This window comes from Maribacter cobaltidurans (genome assembly GCF_002269385.1).
GTDB lineage: Bacteria > Bacteroidota > Bacteroidia > Flavobacteriales > Flavobacteriaceae > Maribacter > Maribacter cobaltidurans.
The window spans coordinates 4,295,791-4,314,390 of sequence record NZ_CP022957.1; the positions used below are offsets into that span (position 1 = coordinate 4,295,791).

General features: G+C 38.4%; 16 protein-coding genes. 11 read left to right on the plus strand and 5 right to left on the minus strand.

Annotation, left to right across the window (positions count from 1 at the left end):
• Window positions 1-154: 154 nt before the first annotated feature.
• Window positions 155-1,246, minus strand: a complete 1,092-nt coding sequence (locus CJ263_RS19355) for a vWA domain-containing protein (protein ID WP_094999321.1) — start codon at window positions 1,244-1,246, stop codon at window positions 155-157.
• 173 nt (window positions 1,247-1,419) lie between these two features.
• Here CJ263_RS19355 and CJ263_RS19360 point away from each other — a divergent pair, with 173 nt between their 5' ends.
• From CJ263_RS19360 to CJ263_RS19370, 3 genes are read left to right on the plus strand one after another with little or no spacing between them, the layout of a single operon-like run.
• The gene (locus tag CJ263_RS19360; protein ID WP_094998781.1) at window positions 1,420-2,427 is read left to right on the plus strand and encodes an XdhC family protein; all 1,008 of its coding nucleotides are present in this window, start codon (window positions 1,420-1,422) and stop codon (window positions 2,425-2,427) included.
• 8 nt (window positions 2,428-2,435) lie between these two features.
• Window positions 2,436-3,041 carry a nucleotidyltransferase family protein gene (locus CJ263_RS19365; protein WP_158657206.1) on the plus strand — a complete coding sequence of 202 codons (606 nt, stop codon included), beginning with the start codon at window positions 2,436-2,438 and terminating at the stop codon, window positions 3,039-3,041.
• 9 nt (window positions 3,042-3,050) lie between these two features.
• Window positions 3,051-4,142: an amidohydrolase family protein gene (locus tag CJ263_RS19370; RefSeq protein WP_094998783.1), complete on the plus strand. Its 1,092-nt coding sequence runs from the start codon at window positions 3,051-3,053 to the stop codon at window positions 4,140-4,142.
• A 5-nt stretch (window positions 4,143-4,147) separates the two neighbouring features.
• Here CJ263_RS19370 and CJ263_RS21160 read toward each other — a convergent pair whose 3' ends face one another.
• The gene (locus tag CJ263_RS21160) at window positions 4,148-4,285 is read right to left on the minus strand and encodes a hypothetical protein (protein WP_188669471.1); all 138 of its coding nucleotides are present in this window, start codon (window positions 4,283-4,285) and stop codon (window positions 4,148-4,150) included.
• A 141-nt stretch (window positions 4,286-4,426) separates the two neighbouring features.
• On the opposite strand from CJ263_RS21160, the gene CJ263_RS19380 reads away from it, so the two are divergent.
• Entirely contained in the window at window positions 4,427-4,915 is a 489-nt protein-coding gene (locus CJ263_RS19380) for an RNA polymerase sigma factor (protein WP_094998785.1), read from the plus strand.
• A 4-nt stretch (window positions 4,916-4,919) separates the two neighbouring features.
• Window positions 4,920-5,522: a hypothetical protein gene (locus CJ263_RS19385; protein WP_094998786.1), complete on the plus strand. Its 603-nt coding sequence runs from the start codon at window positions 4,920-4,922 to the stop codon at window positions 5,520-5,522.
• 1 nt (window position 5,523) lies between these two features.
• Here the strand turns inward: CJ263_RS19385 and CJ263_RS19390 are convergent, their stop codons facing one another.
• On the minus strand, window positions 5,524-6,153 hold the full coding sequence (locus CJ263_RS19390; protein ID WP_094998787.1) for a GntR family transcriptional regulator: 630 nt from the start codon (window positions 6,151-6,153) through the stop codon (window positions 5,524-5,526).
• Between the two features lie 164 nt (window positions 6,154-6,317).
• Here CJ263_RS19390 and CJ263_RS19395 point away from each other — a divergent pair, with 164 nt between their 5' ends.
• From CJ263_RS19395 to CJ263_RS19405, 3 genes are all read left to right on the plus strand, one after another.
• Window positions 6,318-7,109 (plus strand): hypothetical protein, encoded by a 792-nt coding sequence (locus tag CJ263_RS19395; RefSeq protein ID WP_094998788.1) that lies wholly within the window; start codon window positions 6,318-6,320, stop codon window positions 7,107-7,109.
• Between the two features lie 1,130 nt (window positions 7,110-8,239).
• Window positions 8,240-8,698: a cold-shock protein gene (locus CJ263_RS21310; protein ID WP_094998789.1), complete on the plus strand. Its 459-nt coding sequence runs from the start codon at window positions 8,240-8,242 to the stop codon at window positions 8,696-8,698.
• An 18-nt stretch (window positions 8,699-8,716) separates the two neighbouring features.
• The gene (locus CJ263_RS19405) at window positions 8,717-9,652 is read left to right on the plus strand and encodes an EamA family transporter (RefSeq protein WP_094998790.1); all 936 of its coding nucleotides are present in this window, start codon (window positions 8,717-8,719) and stop codon (window positions 9,650-9,652) included.
• Here CJ263_RS19405 and CJ263_RS19410 read toward each other — a convergent pair.
• Window positions 9,608-10,180: a pseudouridine synthase gene (locus CJ263_RS19410; protein ID WP_229702451.1), complete on the minus strand. Its 573-nt coding sequence runs from the start codon at window positions 10,178-10,180 to the stop codon at window positions 9,608-9,610. The genes CJ263_RS19405 and CJ263_RS19410 overlap by 45 nt on opposite strands.
• Window positions 10,181-10,341: 161 nt before the next feature.
• Between CJ263_RS19410 and CJ263_RS19415 the strand changes: the two genes are divergently transcribed.
• The 3 genes from CJ263_RS19415 to CJ263_RS19425 all read left to right on the plus strand — a co-directional run bounded on the left by CJ263_RS19415 (window position 10,342) and on the right by CJ263_RS19425 (window position 16,169).
• Entirely contained in the window at window positions 10,342-11,895 is a 1,554-nt protein-coding gene (locus CJ263_RS19415) for a DEAD/DEAH box helicase (protein WP_094999323.1), read from the plus strand.
• A 123-nt stretch (window positions 11,896-12,018) separates the two neighbouring features.
• A complete protein-coding gene (locus tag CJ263_RS19420; protein WP_094998791.1) occupies window positions 12,019-15,471 on the plus strand; it encodes a BspA family leucine-rich repeat surface protein in 3,453 nt (1,150 codons plus the stop codon).
• Window positions 15,468-16,169 (plus strand): hypothetical protein, encoded by a 702-nt coding sequence (locus CJ263_RS19425; RefSeq protein WP_094998792.1) that lies wholly within the window; start codon window positions 15,468-15,470, stop codon window positions 16,167-16,169. Before CJ263_RS19420 ends, CJ263_RS19425 begins: the two co-directional genes overlap by 4 nt.
• Here CJ263_RS19425 and CJ263_RS19430 read toward each other — a convergent pair whose 3' ends face one another.
• Window positions 16,170-18,347, minus strand: coding sequence for a DUF5916 domain-containing protein (locus CJ263_RS19430; protein ID WP_094998793.1), 2,178 nt, complete (start codon window positions 18,345-18,347; stop codon window positions 16,170-16,172).
• Window positions 18,348-18,600: the final 253 nt, after the last annotated feature.

Below are 18,600 nucleotides of genomic sequence, written 5' to 3' on the forward strand. Positions count from 1 at the left end.
GATTCGGAAACTGGATGTTTTACCCTTTGGACATCACTCCTTGAAAATGATTTTTTTCTGTGTAAAAAATTGATAACAAATACGTTATAATTCAAAGTTGAGAACAAAAAAAAGAGGCGTTGAACGCCTCTTTTTTAATGAAACCTAATAAATATTATTCACATCCTCCTGTAAATCCGGTAGCGTTGAACTTGGTTTGTACCGCTCCTTGTCTTGTTCCCGTATTTACTTCTATGGCCAAATTATTTTCCCCGCTGCCATCCCTTTTTGGGCTGCAATATTCGAATAAATAAAAGCTATTGGCACGCTCTGAAACCTTTTCAGAAATTTCATTAAAGGTATCTTCCAAATCATCTTTGTTACTTGCAAATACGCTGGACGTCTTTCCTATATCCATAAGCACCTGAGTGTCTATTTCACTTCCCAAACCAATACTAAAGAAAGAGATATTTGAATTGGCTTCATTTACTTTCTTTAAAGCGGCATCTTCCGTATATCTAGAAGCCTGATCTGTACCATCCGTAAAAATAACCACGGAAGCTGCCCCGATTTTATCTCCGGAAGTTGTCTTGTTGATTAAATCTGTAGCAATGTCCGTTGACTTAATCACCGCACCATATAAATCAGTGGAGGGGTCCGAGCTAATATTGTCCGTAATGCCATTGATTGAGGTTATTAATTCCTCCTTGGAAGGTGTAAGCTCGTTCAATAAATGAAGTTCGTTTTCCCCATCAAACCAATAAATGGCCATTTGAAAGGATTCCTGCGATGTTGAGGGCATTACATTTTCCACGAAACTTGAACTTGCCATTTTTAACTCTTGCAAACTGCTTTCCAATACACTGTTACTTAAATCCAGTACTAAAAGCGTATTGTTCGTAAAAATCTGCGAGTTTGGAGAAATACGTGCAAAGGATTCAGAAGACGAAATGGTATTGAAACAATCATCGTTCCTTCCTTGCTCATAAATGGTAAATTGATTTGCTTGTAGACCAGGAACTGGATTTCCATTGGTATCGGACACTCGAAAGAAAATAGAAACCTTGCCTGGTAGGGTAGTATACTGATCTTGGATGGAAAGCACCAGCTCTCCCTCATCCAATCCCAAACAATCATCAACGGGAGTCCCTTTACCTAGACCATCACCAAAATTGAGATTTAGATCAACATCATCATCGGCATTACCACACGAAACGAAAAGGGAAATTGCAAATAAAAAACCAAAGGTTTTTAGGATTAAATTCATGTTCATACATTTTGAGTTCATCAAGCAGAACGCTGTTTCCGCTTAGAAATTATCGGGAAATAAAAATTTTATGTTAAAGAATGTTAAAGAAGTGCCCTTCCCTTTAAAAAACAGGTGGGAATAGGTAATTTCCTTATTTTCGAGGACAAAATTACATTATCCCTTGGTTTAAGATGACCCACGAACTAAAAAAAATTTTCAGGGAATATAAGGAGTTCCATACTGGAGGTCTAAAAACAGTATTGGCCACGGTCGTTGCCTTGGATGGTTCTTCGTATAGGAGGCCTGGTGTACGCATGTTAATTTGCGAAAATGGAGAAATGGTTGGCGCGGTAAGTGGTGGATGCGTGGAGAAGGAAGTCCTATTTCAATCTGCCAGTGTCTTTAAAACGGGACGTCCAAAAGTAATGACCTATGACGGTAGGTTCCGTTTGGGATGCGAAGGAATCCTTTATATCTTAATTGAGCCTTTTGAACCCAGTAGGGAGTTGGTTGAAGAATTCAACAAGACAATTCAGAATAGAACATCTTTTTCTATCTGCTCCTATTATGAGAAGGAATATGGCGAGCATCCGGATACGGGTTCCGTTTTTGTTTTTGGAAAAGACCGAATATCCTTGAATACCATATCAGAAGAAAATAATTATCCTTCCTACGTACAGATACTAAATCCTTGTTATAAGCTCGCTATTATTGGAGGGGAGCATGATGCGGTGAAACTATCTAAAATAGCATTGGAAATGGGCTGGGAAGTTTCTGTTAGTGTTGTGCCTGCCGAAGGAAAGACGATAGCGGACTTCCCTGGAGTCGATGAACTATGGGACGTAGAACCCTTGGAAGTACCCGTTGAAAAAATCGATGACCAAACCGCATTGGTTTTAATGACGCACAGCTACGTAAAGGACCTAAAATATCTCCATAGGGTAAAGGAATGTAATCCCATGTATTTTGGATTACTTGGACCTTCAAAACGAAGGGAAAAATTGTTCAATGAATACATTGAATTATATCCCGATGATGATTTTGATTTTTTTGATAAAATCCATGGACCAGCAGGTTTAAATTTAGGTGCTGAGGCTCCAGAGGAAATTGCCATAGCCATTATGGCGGAAATACTGGCCGTGATACGAAATCAGGAACCTATGATGTTAAAAAATAAGAAACAAGGGATTCATAATTGAGCCACTCTTTGAACATAGCGGTTGTTGTTTTGGCGGCGGGACAATCTTCCAGAATGGGTAAAATAAAGCAATTATTACCTTGGAAAGACAGCTTTTTATTGCAACATGCCTTGCGGACCGTTAAAGAAGTTGACCCGGATCAGTTGGTTCTGGTATTGGGCGCGAATTCGGACAAAATAAGACCGATGCTGCATTTTGATGATGAAACGTACGATGTGATTGAAAACCCTACTTGGGAAAAAGGTTTGGGGAACAGTATTTCAATAGGCGTAGGCCATGTATTAAGTACCAATCATGCAGTTGATGGGATTCTAATTTGCTTGGGGGACCAGCCCCTGATTACCTCAGTATATCTCCAAAGGCTTATTGATCAATTTAAAACTAAAAAATACAGTATAATTGCAAGTAGCTATACCAATAGAGTAGGGGTCCCTGCAATTTTTAACAGATCTATTTGTCACGAACTAGTTCAGTTGAATTCTGATACGGGAGCGAAGGACATCCTTCTAGCCTATAAGGATGATATTCTCAGATTGGATGCACAGGAACTATTAGAGGATATTGATACTCCTGAAGAATATGAAAAATTGTACCAAAGATTTCACAACACATAAATAAAATGCATGAAGAACTTTTGTAAAACACTTTTGATAATTATCGTATTTTTTCAATCCGCAACCGAGTTAACGGCCCAAGAGATGGGATTTGAAGAATATAACCCTACCTCTACATTGGTGGTTCCGGGCAAGGAAATTAATGAAGCAAAATTTCCCTTTATCGATGTGCATAGCCACCAAAGGGATATGTCCGTTAAAAAACTGGGTAGCTTATTGGCGGATATGGAATCCTTGAACGAGGCCATTATGGTAAATTTAAGTGGTGGTTCCGGAGAAAGCCTAAAGGAAAAAGTGGACAATATCAATAAAAGTTATCCCAATAGATTTGTGGTGTTTGCCAATGTAGATTTTGAAGGCGTAGATGGCCCTGATTGGGGTAAAAAAGCAGCTGCCCAATTGGAAAAAGATATTAAAAACGGTGCCAAGGGCTTAAAGATTTTTAAAAGCTTGGGGCTTCGCTATAAGGATGCATCGGGTAAAAGATTGGCCATAGATGATTCTCGACTAGACCCTATTTGGGCCAAATGTGGAGAAATGGGGGTTCCCGTTCTTATTCATGCGGCTGACCCAAAATCTTTTTGGGACGATATGGATAGTAAAAATGAGCGATGGTTGGAGTTAAAAACACATCCACGAAGAAAAAGGTCCGCTACAGATCCTGCCCCTTGGGAACAAATTATACAGGAACAACACAATGTCTTTAAAAAACATCCCAACACAAAATTCATTAATGCACATATGGGGTGGCATGCCAATAATTTAGGAAAACTGGGGGAATTACTTGATGAGATCCCCAACATGAATGTTGGTATTTCGGCGGTTATCGCGGAATTGGGACGGCAACCACAAAATGCAAGGGCCTTCTTTATTAAATATCAGGATAGAATTTTATTTGGTAAGGATAGCTGGAAACCAGAGGAGTTTCCTACCTATTTTAGGGTGTTGGAAAGTAACGACGAATATTTTCCCTACTATAAAAAGTATCACGCTTTTTGGGCTATGTACGGTCTTGACCTACCGGACGAAGTGCTTAAAAAGGTGTATTATGAAAATGCCCTTAACCTAATTCCAGGTTTGGACCGTTCCTTGTTTGATTAACACCGTTACGAATTGGTTTCCTCTTCTTTCTTTGGAAGTTTTTCAACATCCTGGAAGATTCCACAGGAAATTTCATTTTTTACCAAGGAATTGGACTTTTTTCGTTTTGTAAGTGCCTCGATCTCTTTGTTTAAATATTGCATTGATTGGATTTTTAAAAAAAACGTCAGGGGCCTTATTTTGTTGTATATCATCAAAATAAAACCAATTCCTAAAATTTTATACGCTCTTTATGTGATTTTTTGGACACATTAGATACCTATAGAAAAAGAATACGAGCTTACATGAGTAAGGAAACGCATTTTGCGGATGTCATACGGGAACATCAAGGTCTATTGTATAAGGTGACCAGTATTTACACCAATAATGAACAAGACCGGGAAGATCTTTTTCAGGAAGTGGTATATCAGCTTTGGAAGTATTTCGACACGTTTAGAAACGAATCTAAAATTAGTACATGGATGTACCGGGTGGCGATGAACACGGCGATTACCCAACTGAAAAAATACAAAAGAAGCCCCAATTCTGTTCCCATACCGGAGTATGTATTGAGGGTCTCCGAAACGAAAGATGAAGTTTATGAGGAGCGTTTAAAATTGCTATATCAACATGTAAAGCAACTAAATACGCTGGAAAGGGGTTTGATGCTCTTGTTGCTCGAAGGTAAAAGCTATAATGAAATAGCCAGCATTACGGGTTTAAATCCTTCTAATGTGGGAACAAGAATTTCCCGCATAAAACAAAAATTAAAACAAAACATGACCAAATCTTAATATCATGGAATTAGAAGAACTACAAGCAACTTGGTCAAAAATGAGCCAGGAATTAGAAAAGCAAAAAAAATTAACGAACGAAATTATAATGAAAATGACACAGGATAGATATCAAAAGAAATTTAGCAAGCTTAGGAATTTTGAAACGATTGGGGCGATTATTGGCTATTTTTTGGTAGGTCTTATTCTTTTTAATTTCGGGAAATTGGACACATGGTATCTTCGCTTGAGCGGAGTTGTAACCATTGTTTTTTTTACACTGCTTCCCACCATTGTATTAAGGACTTTGGCAAGAATTCAAAACCTGAGTTTAATAAAGGGAACATATCGGGACATTTTAGCAAAATATACTCGTGAAAAAAATCGATTATTACGGCTACAACAGGTAGGAATTGGGCTTAGCCTTATCTTAATGCCAATTATATTTCTAGGTACGGCAAAGATCATAGCAGGCAAGAATGTATTTTTGATTGAAATTGAAACCAAAGTATGGATCGGCTTGTCCGTAGTAGCATTATTATCGATTCTTGTCTCCTTATGGGGCTATAGAAGCTATAAGCGAGTAACAAATTCGGCCGAATTACTATTAAAGGATTTAGAAGATTGATTTACTCCGTCAACTTCTTTTGAATATAATTTACAATTAACATCCAGTTCATCTTCAATAGGAGGGAGGCGGTGGGTACGTTATCTTCTGCAATGGCAGAAATAATGGCTTCATGTTGGTTGTCCGATTTGTTGTAAAACGAATCATCTGCAGTAAAGGCCTGTTCGTAAAAGAAAATCCGGGTTTTTAGGTCCTTCAGGATTTGTAAGGCCAGTTCGTTGTCATATCCTTTAGTCAATAGGTGGTGAAACTCAAGATCGGCCTGAATTCTAGAAAGGGCATCATGGGCATTCTCAAACACCTCTTGTTGTCGTTTGAGGGCATCGATCTGTTCTTGGTCAAATTCAGAATTTTCAATGGCCATGACTTCCAAGCTTGCAACAAGCCCATATAGGTCCTCTGCTTCCTTTACATCGAGTTCTGCTATGATAAACCCCCTATTGGGCACCGCTTTTATAATATGAGATTGTTGTAATTGTGTCAATGCTTCCCTAATTGGGGTTACACTAACACCCAATTCCCTGGATAGGGCCGCTAAATTAATGGTCTTGCCTATTTTCAACTTTCCTTTTTTCATTTCGGAAAGTAGATAATCCCGTACCTGATCGCGAAGGTTGACTTTTACTATCATAATTCAAATATAATATATCGTATATGATTTTATCGTTAATCATAGATATGATATTGTATGCTATGTGAAGATATTCGATGAACTACAACCTAAGGAGTCGTGTAAGTCATACTAAATAAGGGTGTTTCCCGTTATTAATGGTTCAAACCCACAATTTTAAATAGATGGAAATAGTTAGAAACACCTTGAAAAAAATGAGTCTATTGGCATCGGCACTGATCCTGGCCTATAGTTGTAGTGATGATGCCGAGACGGACGACAACATAGTACTGTCCCAAGCGGACCTGAAAACCATTTTGGAAATCGACGATATAACTGGAGGTATAGATGTGGCTCTTTTTGAGCTTTACAATAATGGTAGCTCAACGGCCAAAACCCTTAGTAATGAATGCTATAGTGCCCAATATTCGGATACAGGATATATTGCAACGTTCAACAATTGTGTACTAAACGGAACAGAAAATATTAATGGTGTCTTGACCGTAACGTACAATATGAATTCGGAACAAACTTCGTTTTCGGCTAGTTATGAGGATTTTTATGTCGGCGATATCAAAATAAATGGAACAAGGTCTTACGTTCTAAATACCAATACGGATGCTAGTTCAGTTTCCTTTGAGGTTACCAGTGACCTAAGTGTGGAAATGGCGGATGGTTCAATTATTTCTGATGAGGGAAATAGATCTTTTACGCTCACTTTTGGTGATTCTGCCGAATCAACTACGTACAGTATAGCGGGTACCTGGACAGTAGTTTATGAGGGTAACACTTATAATGTTACCGTGAATTCCCCATTGACCAGTAGTGTAACCTGTGGTTATATTGCAGATGGGGATATGACAGTTTCCAAAAATGGACTTACCGTAAATGTGGATTTTGGTGATAGTACCTGCGATAATGTAGCGACCGTAACTTATCCTAACGGTATTGAAGAAGAAATTACCCTTAAGGATTAAGATTTAGATAAGCTTTTAAGGCAAAAAATAAAAGGATAAGATTGATGAAGTCTTATCCTTTTTTATTTCTTTTTCCTATACCAGAGAGATTTTCTCTTTGGCAGCTACCCAACGTACTTTCTGATTTACCGGTAAATCGGTAAAAAAAGCGAATTTTCTAGAAGTGGTTGGGGATAGTCTTCTGTAATGTTTCATAACCCCTGTATTTTGTCCCGTTGGTATACGGGTGATTAATATTGATTGATGTGTAATTATTTAATGGGTAAAGTGTCTTGCTTCTGCCCATTGTACCCTTTTGCTATTCCTAAAATTGCTGAAAAAAGAGTGTCTTCTTGATTCTGTTGGTGTTTGTTTAATGAAAGTTCTCATGATGTTCGTTTTTTAATTGATGAATGATTGATGAATAATTGATTGATGATTGATTTTAATTTTTTAGTGGGTATGATTTCTTACTTCTGCCCACTGCACCCTTTTGCTATTCCTAAAATTGCTGAAAAAAGAGTGTCTCCTTGATTCCGTTGGTGTTTGTTTAATGAAAGTTCTCATGATGTTCGTTTTTTTAATTGATGATTGATGATTGATGATTGATGAATGATGAATGATTTTAATGGGTATGATTTCTTACTTCTGCCCATTGTACCCTTTTGCTATTCCTAAAATTGCTAAAAAAAGAGTGTCTTCTTGATTCCGTTGGTGATTGATTGATAAATCTTTTCATGTTGTTGTTTTTATCCCGATAATTATCGGGTGATGATTAATTGTTTTGTTTTTATATAAAGAAGACGAGGGATATATATTTTTGTTACAGTACTATGTTATAAAAGGTACTATGTTTTTATTTTTAATGATATAAATATCAGATTATCAGTACTATATGATAAATGTTAAAAATTACTTAAATACATAATTGGGTATTTAATACCTGATTTCAAGACATTACCACATAACTACTTCATTATTACAAAACATACGCTATCTTTGACCTAGTTTAAGGAAAGATGGGGAATCTTGCTCCGACCGACAAACGAATCTGTTTGTAGTACCCGTTGCAAAGGTCATTTCACAATTGCCAAACTGGGACTTCTATTCTTTCTTAACGCACAAATTGTATTACCACATTAAAATTACGAATGGCAAAATCACAACAAACATTTAACAAAACTGAAAAAGTAAAAAAACGATTAAAGAAGAGAGAAGAGAAGCAGAAGAAGAAAGAAGCCCGTAAGCAGGCTGCAAAGGATAATGGCACTTCTGGCATTCCAATGGCTTATGTTGATTACAATGGTAACTTGGTGGATACTCCGCCAGATCCATCGATGAAAGTGGAAATTGAGGCAGAGGACATTGTATTGGGAATTCCTAAAAAAGAAGAAGGTGATGTAGAGGAATTTGATCCCGTGAGAAATGGTAAGGTTTCTTTCTTTGATTCTTCAAAAGGCTTTGGATTCATCATTGATTCCGAAAATAATGAGAAGTACTTTGTACATGTAAGTGGTCTCATTGATGAAATCTTTGAAAACGACAAAGTTTCCTTTGAACTTGAAAAGGGAATGAAGGGTATGAACGCTGTGAGGGTCAAAAAAATCTAAAAGGTTTTATCGTTTCGAATGACCTTGGCAAAACGTAATCCTGCCCTAATCATATTGGCTTTTTTTGCCATCTACGTTATTTGGGGCAGTACCTATCTTCTTAATAAAATTGCAGTAACTGAGCTGCCGGCCTTCATGTTGGCAGGGATTCGTTTCATTACTGCCGGAAGCCTTATTTTTATCATTGCTCAGTTCTTGAAAATTCCACTTAGGGTTACCAAAAAACAGTTGGGCAACAGTATCATTGCAGGATTTCTCTTTCTCACTTTTGGAAATGGGGTAGTGGTATGGGCCTTAAAATATGTGGATAGTGGATTTGCCGCTCTTGAAATTTCTGCACAACCCCTTGTGGTCTTAATTCTTATGAGGATTCTTCAAGGCAAGAAAATTCAACCTATGTCCTTGGTTGGGGTAGGGCTAGGTATGATCGGAATTTATCTTTTAGTTAGTCAGAAACAAATCATATCCCAAGAAGGAGCATTTCTTGGAATGATACTTATTTTCTTTTGTATGCTCAGTTGGGCCTATGGAAGTCTTTTTGTGGGCAAGGCGGATTTGCCGCCCAATTACTTTGTAAATACAGGATATCAAATGGTGACCGGAGGTATTTTACTTTTCATTATCAGTGCGGTCATTGGAGAGGAGTGGATTTCTCCCGTAAATTGGACAGTGCCCGTTCTATGGTCCATGATTCTCTTGGTCTTATTTGGAAGTATCGTGGCATTTACGGCGTTCAACTATTTGCTAAAAGTGGTATCTCCGGAAAAAGTGGCTACTTCTTCTTATGTAAACCCGGTCATTGCCATGGTTTTAGGATGGTATTTTTTAAATGAGGAAATTACCTTACAATCGGCCATAGCAGCGTTTATACTGCTGACTGGCGTATATTTCATCAATACAAAAAAGAGATTAACTCTTTTCTCCAGATTTACTTCCAAAAAATTGGAAGGGTAGGTCCAAAACCGGGTTAACATCACCAGTCATCATCGTACCTAAACCTATTTGCCCTATTCTTACTCTAATCAGTCTAACCGTTGGGTAACCAACTGCTGCCGTCATCTTACGGATCTGTCTAAATTTCCCTTCGGTCAAAATCACACGGATCCAAGAAGTGGGTCGGTGCACCCCAATTCTTAACCTGGAATCTGGAGGGGGCAATATTGGATGGGTTTCCATTAGGTTCACTTGGCAATATTTGGTCGTATATTTTTCTCCGAATAACCCAATGGAAACACCCTTTTCCATTTGGGAAATTGGCTTCGCAGTAATGAACCCATCCAATTGAACCCAATATTCCTTTTCAATACCGGTAGTATTGATGTAATCGGCTAACTTTCCATCGGTAGTCATCAACAGCAATCCTTCCGATTTCTCATCCAATCTTCCAATGGGCATGGTACCATTGGGAAAAGTATGGAGTTCTCCAAGAAATCTCTTTTTTCGTAATTGCCTTGGTTCTCCGGAAGTAAGCTGACTTAACATTCCGAAGGGTTTATATATCTTAAAATGATGATGGATTATTTTATTCAATGCACTATTTGAAATATCGTTTCATTGGTCGGAAAGATACCCTTTTTATCCCATGAATTAGTATTAGGCCATTGAAGGTGTTACCTTTGCACTCTTCAATGAAAAAGGATTACATGCAAGAGACCGTATACGAACTGCAAGAAAAAAAGACAGACAAAGAGCTTTATAGTTATCAGCAGGGTGCCATCCAACAGATTTTTGAAAAGTTCGACAACGAACGTGATGATTATCACTTATTATATCAATTACCTACAGGAGGCGGTAAAACCGTCATTTTCTCCGAAATTGTTCGCCAATACTTAAAGAACCACAATAAAAAGGTTTTAGTCATGACCCATAGGGTGGAACTTTGCAACCAAACTTCGGACATGCTTACCAGTTTTGGGGTGGTGAACAAGGTAGTGAACAGCAAGGCCAATCTGGACGATCAGGAAAAGTATAGCTGCTATGTGGCCATGGTGGAAACCTTGAACAATAGGCTTAATGACGATAAATTGGATATTTCCGATGTGGGGTTGGTCATTATCGATGAGGCCCATTATAATTCTTTTACCAAACTGTTCAAGTTTTTTGAAAGTTCCTTTATTCTTGGAGTAACCGCGACCCCCTTGAGTTCCAACAAAGAAACTCCCATGAATGGAAATTATGATGAACTCATCCCGGGGGAATCCATTGAGAACCTTATTGAAAACGACTTTTTGGCCAGGGCCGAAACCTATCAATACGATATGGGTCTAACCTCTTTGGAAGTCGGCTCCAATGGGGATTATACGGTAAAATCCTCAGCGGACCTCTATACGAGTCCGGCAATGCTGAACAAACTTTTGGAAGCCTATACCAAGCATTCGAAAGATAAAAAAACACTGATTTTCAATAATGGTATTGAAACTTCCATTCAGGTGTATTATACCTTCAGAAATGCCGGGTTGCCCATTATGCATTTGGATAATACGGCTACAAAAAAACAGCGGAAACAGATCTTAAAATGGTTCAAGGAAACACCCAACGCCATATTGACATCTGTAAGTATTCTAACCACCGGTTTTGATGAACCCACCATAGACAGTATAATACTGAACCGGGCCACCAAATCGTTGACCCTTTACTATCAAATGATCGGTAGGGGTTCCAGGGTTTTGAACAACAAATCGAAATTTACGGTCATTGATTTAGGTAACAATATATACCGATTTGGACCTTGGGGTGCCGACTTGGATTGGGAGGCGATTTTTAAATCTCCCAATTACTACATGGACCGGATCCGTGATGATGAGGACATCGAGGCGGATTTTAAGCATGATTTGTCCGATGAAATCAAGGAAGAGTTCAAAAACTCGAAAGAAACCTATTTTGATATTCGGGAAACCTATGAACAGGCAACGTTTGCGGGTGAATCTTCAAAGGTCGTTTTGGAAAGGTCGATTGAGCAGCATGCTTATATCTGTATTGAAAATAGCGAAGATGTATATGATGCCCTTGCTTTGGCCAAGTTGTTAAAGGAGGATATAGACAACCGCATTCATGTGTATGCCAAGTGTATCAGTAAAAGCACCCACAATTTTCTAAGTTGGTTAAAGGACGATTATCAAAAGAAATTGAACGCGTATCTACGGGAAAATTTCGATTCGGTCTACGAGGATATTCATGGCCATCCTCCAGAGGAGTAAAATGCTATCCTTTCAATTTTTTTACAATTCCGAAGGATTTTTATTACAAGTTATCGAATAAGGGTAGGGTGGATTGGATTAAAATATTAGATTTATCCACTTAACCAACTTAGGCGACTTTTCATGAAATCCCTTTTTACCTTCTTGGCCTTGTTATGGCTTTCTATTACCTACTCACAAGATGCATTTATAACTACTTGGAAAACGGATAATCCCGGTGTTTCTGAGGACAATCAGATAACCATCCCTACGTTCCCTGGAGAAACCTATAATTATTCAGTCGATTGGGGAGATGGAACTACTGATACAAATATAATTGGGAATATCACACATACTTATACAATTCCCGGGACTTTTCAAGTGGAAATTTCAGGAGTATTTCCTAGGGTTTATTTTCATAATGAAGGAGATAAAGAAAAAATATTGAGTGTTGATCAATGGGGTATTATCAATTGGTCATCTATGGAAAACGCCTTTTCAGGTTGTGCGAACCTAGATGTAAACACAATGGATACGCCAATGTTGTCTAATGTCAGTGATATAAGGTATATGTTTTACGGATGCACTTCATTGGTCGGCACAAATTCTTTCAACAATTGGGATACTTCTAATGTAACAAGAATGGATAGCCTATTCGCAGCATGTTCGCTTTTTAATCAACCCATTGGAAATTGGAACTTGGAAAACGTAACAACAATTGCTGGATTGTTTAATGGTGCTACTTCTTTCAATCAAGATATTGGAAATTGGAACGTTAGCAATGTTGAAGATATGACATTTACGTTTGCCCAAGCATCATCCTTTGACCAGTATATAGGTGATTGGGATGTGTCAAAAGTATTTGCTATGGGTTTTATGTTTAACGGCGCTAGTGCATTTAATCAAAACATTGGTAATTGGAACGTCGGCAATGTAGTACATATGTATAGTATGTTTAGTGGCGCAACACTTTTCAATCAACCAATTGGCAATTGGGACACATCCAACGTTACAAGTACTTCAGGAATGTTTGGTGCAGCTCAGGCATTTAATCAACCAATAGGTAATTGGAATATGTTTAATGTAACCAATATGTCCAGTATGTTTAGTGGAGCAACTAATTTCAATCAAGACATTTCTAATTGGGATGTAAGCTCGGTTACAAAAATGCCTGGGATGTTTAGATATGCTCAAGTGTTTAATCAACCAATCGGAAATTGGAATATATCTAGTATTACTGATATGTCAAGAATGTTTGAAGGGGCCCTAAATTTTAATCAAAATTTAGGGCTTTGGAACATAACCAGTGTAGGGACCATGGAAGACATGTTTCTATTTGCGGGCATTTCACAATCAAATTATGATTCCACTCTGACCGGATGGAGTTCAAAATCCTCATTACAAAACAATATAAAATTCAATGGTGGTAGTAGTACTTTCTGCGCTGGAGAGGGTGCTAGATTAAAACTGATTAATCAATATGGTTGGGAAATTATAGATGGCGGCAAAGCCAATTGCCCCTTTATTACCACTTGGAAAACGGACAATCCTGGTTTATCTGATGATAACCAAATAACTATCCCTACATTTCCGGGGGAGACTTATAATTATTATGTGGATTGGGGGGATGGAACTTCAGATACCAATATAAATGGGGATATTACACATACTTACGAAGTTCCGGGAACCTACCAGGTTTCCATAGACGGAACTTTTCCTAGAATTTACTTTTATGGGAATCATAATCCTGGTTCAAATGATGTTTTGAAAATTCTTTCTGTTAATCAATGGGGGACAATTACTTGGACATCTTTTGAAAGTGCTTTTGAAGGTTGTTCGAATTTGGATGTATTGGCACAAGATATTCCTAATCTATCATTAGTTTCAAGTCTTAAATTGATGTTTGACAGTTGTGCGAATTTAGTTGGAAATTCATCTATCAATAATTGGGATGTATCCAATGTGAGCAATATGCATGGTGTATTTGCAAATGCTTTAATTTTTAATCAAAGTATCAATGGATGGGATACATCTAGCGTCACTACAACCTCAGGAATGTTTTTTAAGGCTCGTTCTTTTAATCAACCATTGAATTCTTGGGATGTATCTAATGTCGAAGATATGTCAGTTATGTATGGTAGTGCAGATAAGTTCAATCAACCTTTAGTCTTATGGAATACCACCAGTACTAAGAATATGAATGGCATGTTCGAATATGCAATAGAATTCAACCAACCTTTGGATTCTTGGAATGTATCAAATGTGGAAAATATGCAGTCTATGTTCTTGGGCGCCCGCAGTTTTAATCAACCCTTGAATTCCTGGAATGTTTCAAAAGTATCCAACATGTACGGTATGTTTCAAGAAGCCGATAAGTTTAATCAACCACTTAATTCTTGGAATGTTTCAAATGTAGAGAATATGTCAAGTATGTTTTGGAATGCAACATCCTTTAATCAGAACATTACTGATTGGAATGTTTCAAATGTAACATCCATGAATAGTACGTTTAAAAATGCGATTTCGTTTAATCAAGATTTGAGTAATTGGAATATTGTAAATGTCAGTAGCATGTATGAAATGTTTTCCGCGACTAGTGTTACCACAGAAATTTATGACAAAACCCTCATTGGTTGGTCCAATCTATCTACATTAAAAAATAATGTACTTTTTGATGGAGGGAATAGCCAATATTGCGAATCTGAAGAGGCCCGACAATATCTTATAGATACATATGGCTGGACTATTACCGATGGGGGTAAAAGCCTTTTATGCAATGAAGACAATGATTTCGATGGTGTCTTGGACCACAAAGATAATTGCTTAAACACAGTTCCAAATGCTACGGTAGACGAAACCGGCTGTGAAATTATTCCTGGAAATGCCATTTTGGTATATGGTTTAACGCCAACCTGTCCTGGAACAACGAATGGAAGCATTCAGGTATCAAGTTCTTTGACGGACCCCTCCTATAACATCAGCTTAGATGGTCCAACGACGATTACCGAAAATAACGTTTCTCTCAACCAGCCTTATATAATAAATAATTTATCTACCGGCCTATATACGGTTGAAATTTCTATTCCTGAGGCATCTTATACCCAATCTTTTGGAATTCAAATTAACGAAGTAGGTAGTATCAGTGGAAAACGGGAGAATCTTGACCTCAAATCAAAAAGCGTATCTTATTCCGTCCAGGGGAGCCATTCTTATAAAGTCAATATCAACAATAAGGAAACCCTATTCAACTTTGATTCTGCCGGACCCAATCAGATTCAGCTGAACGACCTAAATGGTTTCAATACGATTTCCATCAGCGGAGAGAGTGATTGCCAAGGCCTGATAGAAGACTCTTTCAATTTTTCCGATTCCGTGGTGATGTACCCAGTTAATACGACGGACAAGACTTTTATCGAGGGGTATGACGAAGAAAGCGAAGTACAAATCTTCGATATTTCGGGCCGACTGCTGTTTCAAAAAAAGCTTCAAAAAGACAAATTGGAATCAATTGATTTAGAATCGTATGATTCAGGAATTTACCCGGTTAAGATTATCTCAAACAAGAACACCCAAACTTTTAAAATAATAAAACAATGATTCATCAAAAAGTAAAATATTTAGCCTCTATCCTTCTTATAACAAGCACTTTTGTCTCATGTGATAAAGGTTCGGATTCCGATACAGAAAAACAAGCGGAAAAGCCCCTACCCACCAAAGTACAGGGCACTCTGCCCGCCAACGGTGAACCCTGTTCGGATTTTGAACTAGTACCTAACGATGATTCAAAAGTTTCTATCCTTTTTAAATGGAATGCCTCACAAAACGCCGTAAACTATGATTTGGTGGTTATGGAGGGGGCACAGGAAGCGGCCAAATCAACTGTCGAGGCTTTAGAAGCTTATTTGACCTTGGATAAAGGGAAGACCTATTCCTGGATGGTTACGGCCAAAAACGAAACGGGAAATACCATAAGCGATACCTATTCCTTTACCACACCAGGACAGGCCATAGGGAACTATGCACCTTATGCCGCCGAAATCACTCTGAATTTCAACACTACAAACCAGACCTTAAATGTTGTTTGGGTTGCGGAAGATGAAGATGGGGATGCCCTTAACTACGATATTGTAGTACAAGAGAACGGATCGGTTTTGATGGAGGAAACAGACCTGAGCAATACAACCATTGAAGATATAACCTATGTATCCGGTACTACATATCTTGTTAGTGTAAAAGCAAAGGATACATCGGGTAATTTTTCCATTTCGGAAAAAAGTGAAATTTCCCCGGATTGATCAATTATTCAACCAGTATGTAAACTTTAGCGTCAATCCCCAGTTTCTTGTTTCAAAAGGGGTTACAAAATAGTTATTGGTATATACCAAGAATAAATCCGAAGCCGGACTGTAGCGCCATTGAAACCTGGAATTTAGGTTCATATTCCCGGTTTGTTCATTGTACTGGACCAAATTCGCAAAAAAGAGTTTATTGGTAAAGGTAATATCCGCCTCTGCACCGATCAACCAGAATTCGTTGGTGTTCCATGGAGCAGGTAGGTCAATGTGGTTATAGTTTAGATTCGCGCTTAAACTTACGTAAGGTTGAAAGCGATACCCCAATTCTGTGGTCAAACTTGTGCGGTTCCCATCCTGATAATACCCTCCCAAACGTCCTGCGAAAGAATAGGTAAACAAGCTTTGGGGCTTGGACTGGTATTCCCAACCAAATGCGTTCCATTGATGCTTGGTCCCTGTGGCCAAATCCGCGATTCCCAATCGGGTAGGGTCAAAGGGAGAAAGGAGTTCCACATAATCATCGGAAACAAAAAACATCAAACTGCTTCGCTTTCTAAAATCGAAATTATATACCAAATAGGCCAAATGGTCTGTTTGTCTAAGTGCTTCATTAAAGAAATAGTTGATATTGAGCTCTGGCCCGTGACTCACCAAGGGACCTCCTTTTGGAAAAAATAGGTGCCCCAATTTTCCGCTAAACTTTATGTAATTTCTTCTGGGCACGTAGCCTACTTCTGCGGTGTAATCGTTGCTTACCCATTCTTCCTGTAGTCGCCAGCTCCATTTTCTACTACTATACTGTAGATGGGCCCCTTGGGCTATACCCTTACCATTTTCATCTGGGGCCAAGGATTTTAAAAGAAAGGCTTTCCCGTTCCAAAGATTATTGGAGGACGCCAAGTTGTACTCCAAGCCCAAATTCCGATTGTATTTTGCATATTGACTGTTGATGGAGTCGTTTTCAGAAGGATAGTTTATGGATTGTTTATTTACGACCATCAGTCCAATATTACTGCGCCCGAAGACCTTTCTTTGTAGGGAAAGCACACCAAAATTCTGACTGGGCAAACCGGTTTCATCCACAGATGCAGTCTGCATATCCATAAGACCCATACGCCATTTCTCATTCAAGTTGCCACTGACGCGGGCACCTGCCTGTATCGGGACACCTAAACCAATACGTCTGGAAAAAAAAGGTCGTATCGTCTCATATCCAAAATTAGCAAACAGGTCTCCGTTCTCTAGAAAGAATTGACGCCGCTCCGGAAAGAAAAGTTCAAATCGGTCCAAATTGGTTACTTGTCGGTCTACCTCAACTTGAGAAAAATCCGGATTCACGGTAAGGTCCAAATTCAAGGAAGACGTTAGACTGAATTTTACATCCCCTCCAATTTTACCATTGGTCTTTGTATCTTCATTAGCTTCTAAATCTCTATTCACTTCCCCTAAAACATACGGAATGATTGAAAAGTTGGTGCCTAGGGCAGGTGGTGGGTTATCCCAAACCAAAGTACCTGTATAGGCCAAGGCAGCCGTTGGGAATTGTCTTGGAATTGGGGTCCAACTCGACTTTTCGCTGGATTTTAAATCTAATCGGCTAAAATTTATTCCCCATTCGGTAACCCCTTCCTCATAGCGAATGGACTTGAAGGGAACGGCCATTTCAAACACCCATTTGTCATCATCACGGGTGACCTCGGATATCCATTTGCTATCCCAATTCAAATCGATTCTGGAACCATCGTACATGGTGCCATCCCATTGTGCGCCAAAGGCATTGGAACCAAATGAAAAACCTGTAGTCTGATTATTGAAAGGGTCTAAAAAGAGTAAAAAGTTATCGTTCTTACCAAAGGAAAAATCCCGGCGAAGGGATTCTACAAAATAATTGGCTTCCGTGGCATTATAAAAGGTGGCCAATAAATAAAGATTTTTATCGTCATAGGTCATTTTTATGGCAGATTGTTCATTGGCCAAACCATCGTCCATAGGCAGTACCCTAAAAAAATCCTTTGCTTCATCCGCATCCTCCCAAGCCTTGTCATTACCTATTCCATCTATGACAACGGGATAATTGGTTTTTTTAATGTGTAGCCGATAATCGGCATTCTTCTTTTGTGACGTTAGCGTATTGACACACAAAATAAGGCACAAAAGTACATATATGTTGAATTTCATTGAGTATTAAGTTGGCACCGCAACTTACTCAAATTTTTGAAGGATACTTTTCCAATGGACAAAAAAGAAGCTAAAATTCATGTAAACCATCTCCCATATGATTTCAAGTAGCTTTGAAACAAGAATAGAAGATTTGGATAGGTGATGGCTACAATGCTTTGAAAATGTCTTTCCGAAAAATTCCCTAAAACCGATTTTGTTACAGATACTATTTTGGCCATAAGAGCTAAGGATATTCCGCTATTCCATGGAA

Coding starts and splice junctions, on each gene's coding strand:
- CJ263_RS19355 (WP_094999321.1), bottom strand. CDS start 1,246: ATGAATTTAATCCTAAAAACCTTTGGTTTTTTATTTGCAATTTCCCTT.
- CJ263_RS19360 (WP_094998781.1), top strand. CDS start 1,420: ATGACCCACGAACTAAAAAAAATTTTCAGGGAATATAAGGAGTTCCAT.
- CJ263_RS19370 (WP_094998783.1), top strand. CDS start 3,051: ATGAAGAACTTTTGTAAAACACTTTTGATAATTATCGTATTTTTTCAA.
- CJ263_RS21160 (WP_188669471.1), bottom strand. CDS start 4,285: ATGCAATATTTAAACAAAGAGATCGAGGCACTTACAAAACGAAAAAAG.
- CJ263_RS19380 (WP_094998785.1), top strand. CDS start 4,427: ATGAGTAAGGAAACGCATTTTGCGGATGTCATACGGGAACATCAAGGT.
- CJ263_RS19385 (WP_094998786.1), top strand. CDS start 4,920: ATGGAATTAGAAGAACTACAAGCAACTTGGTCAAAAATGAGCCAGGAA.
- CJ263_RS19390 (WP_094998787.1), bottom strand. CDS start 6,153: ATGATAGTAAAAGTCAACCTTCGCGATCAGGTACGGGATTATCTACTT.
- CJ263_RS19395 (WP_094998788.1), top strand. CDS start 6,318: ATGGAAATAGTTAGAAACACCTTGAAAAAAATGAGTCTATTGGCATCG.
- CJ263_RS21310 (WP_094998789.1), top strand. CDS start 8,240: ATGGCAAAATCACAACAAACATTTAACAAAACTGAAAAAGTAAAAAAA.
- CJ263_RS19405 (WP_094998790.1), top strand. CDS start 8,717: ATGACCTTGGCAAAACGTAATCCTGCCCTAATCATATTGGCTTTTTTT.
- CJ263_RS19410 (WP_229702451.1), bottom strand. CDS start 10,180: ATGTTAAGTCAGCTTACTTCCGGAGAACCAAGGCAATTACGAAAAAAG.
- CJ263_RS19415 (WP_094999323.1), top strand. CDS start 10,342: ATGCAAGAGACCGTATACGAACTGCAAGAAAAAAAGACAGACAAAGAG.
- CJ263_RS19420 (WP_094998791.1), top strand. CDS start 12,019: ATGAAATCCCTTTTTACCTTCTTGGCCTTGTTATGGCTTTCTATTACC.
- CJ263_RS19425 (WP_094998792.1), top strand. CDS start 15,468: ATGATTCATCAAAAAGTAAAATATTTAGCCTCTATCCTTCTTATAACA.
- CJ263_RS19430 (WP_094998793.1), bottom strand. CDS start 18,347: ATGAAATTCAACATATATGTACTTTTGTGCCTTATTTTGTGTGTCAAT.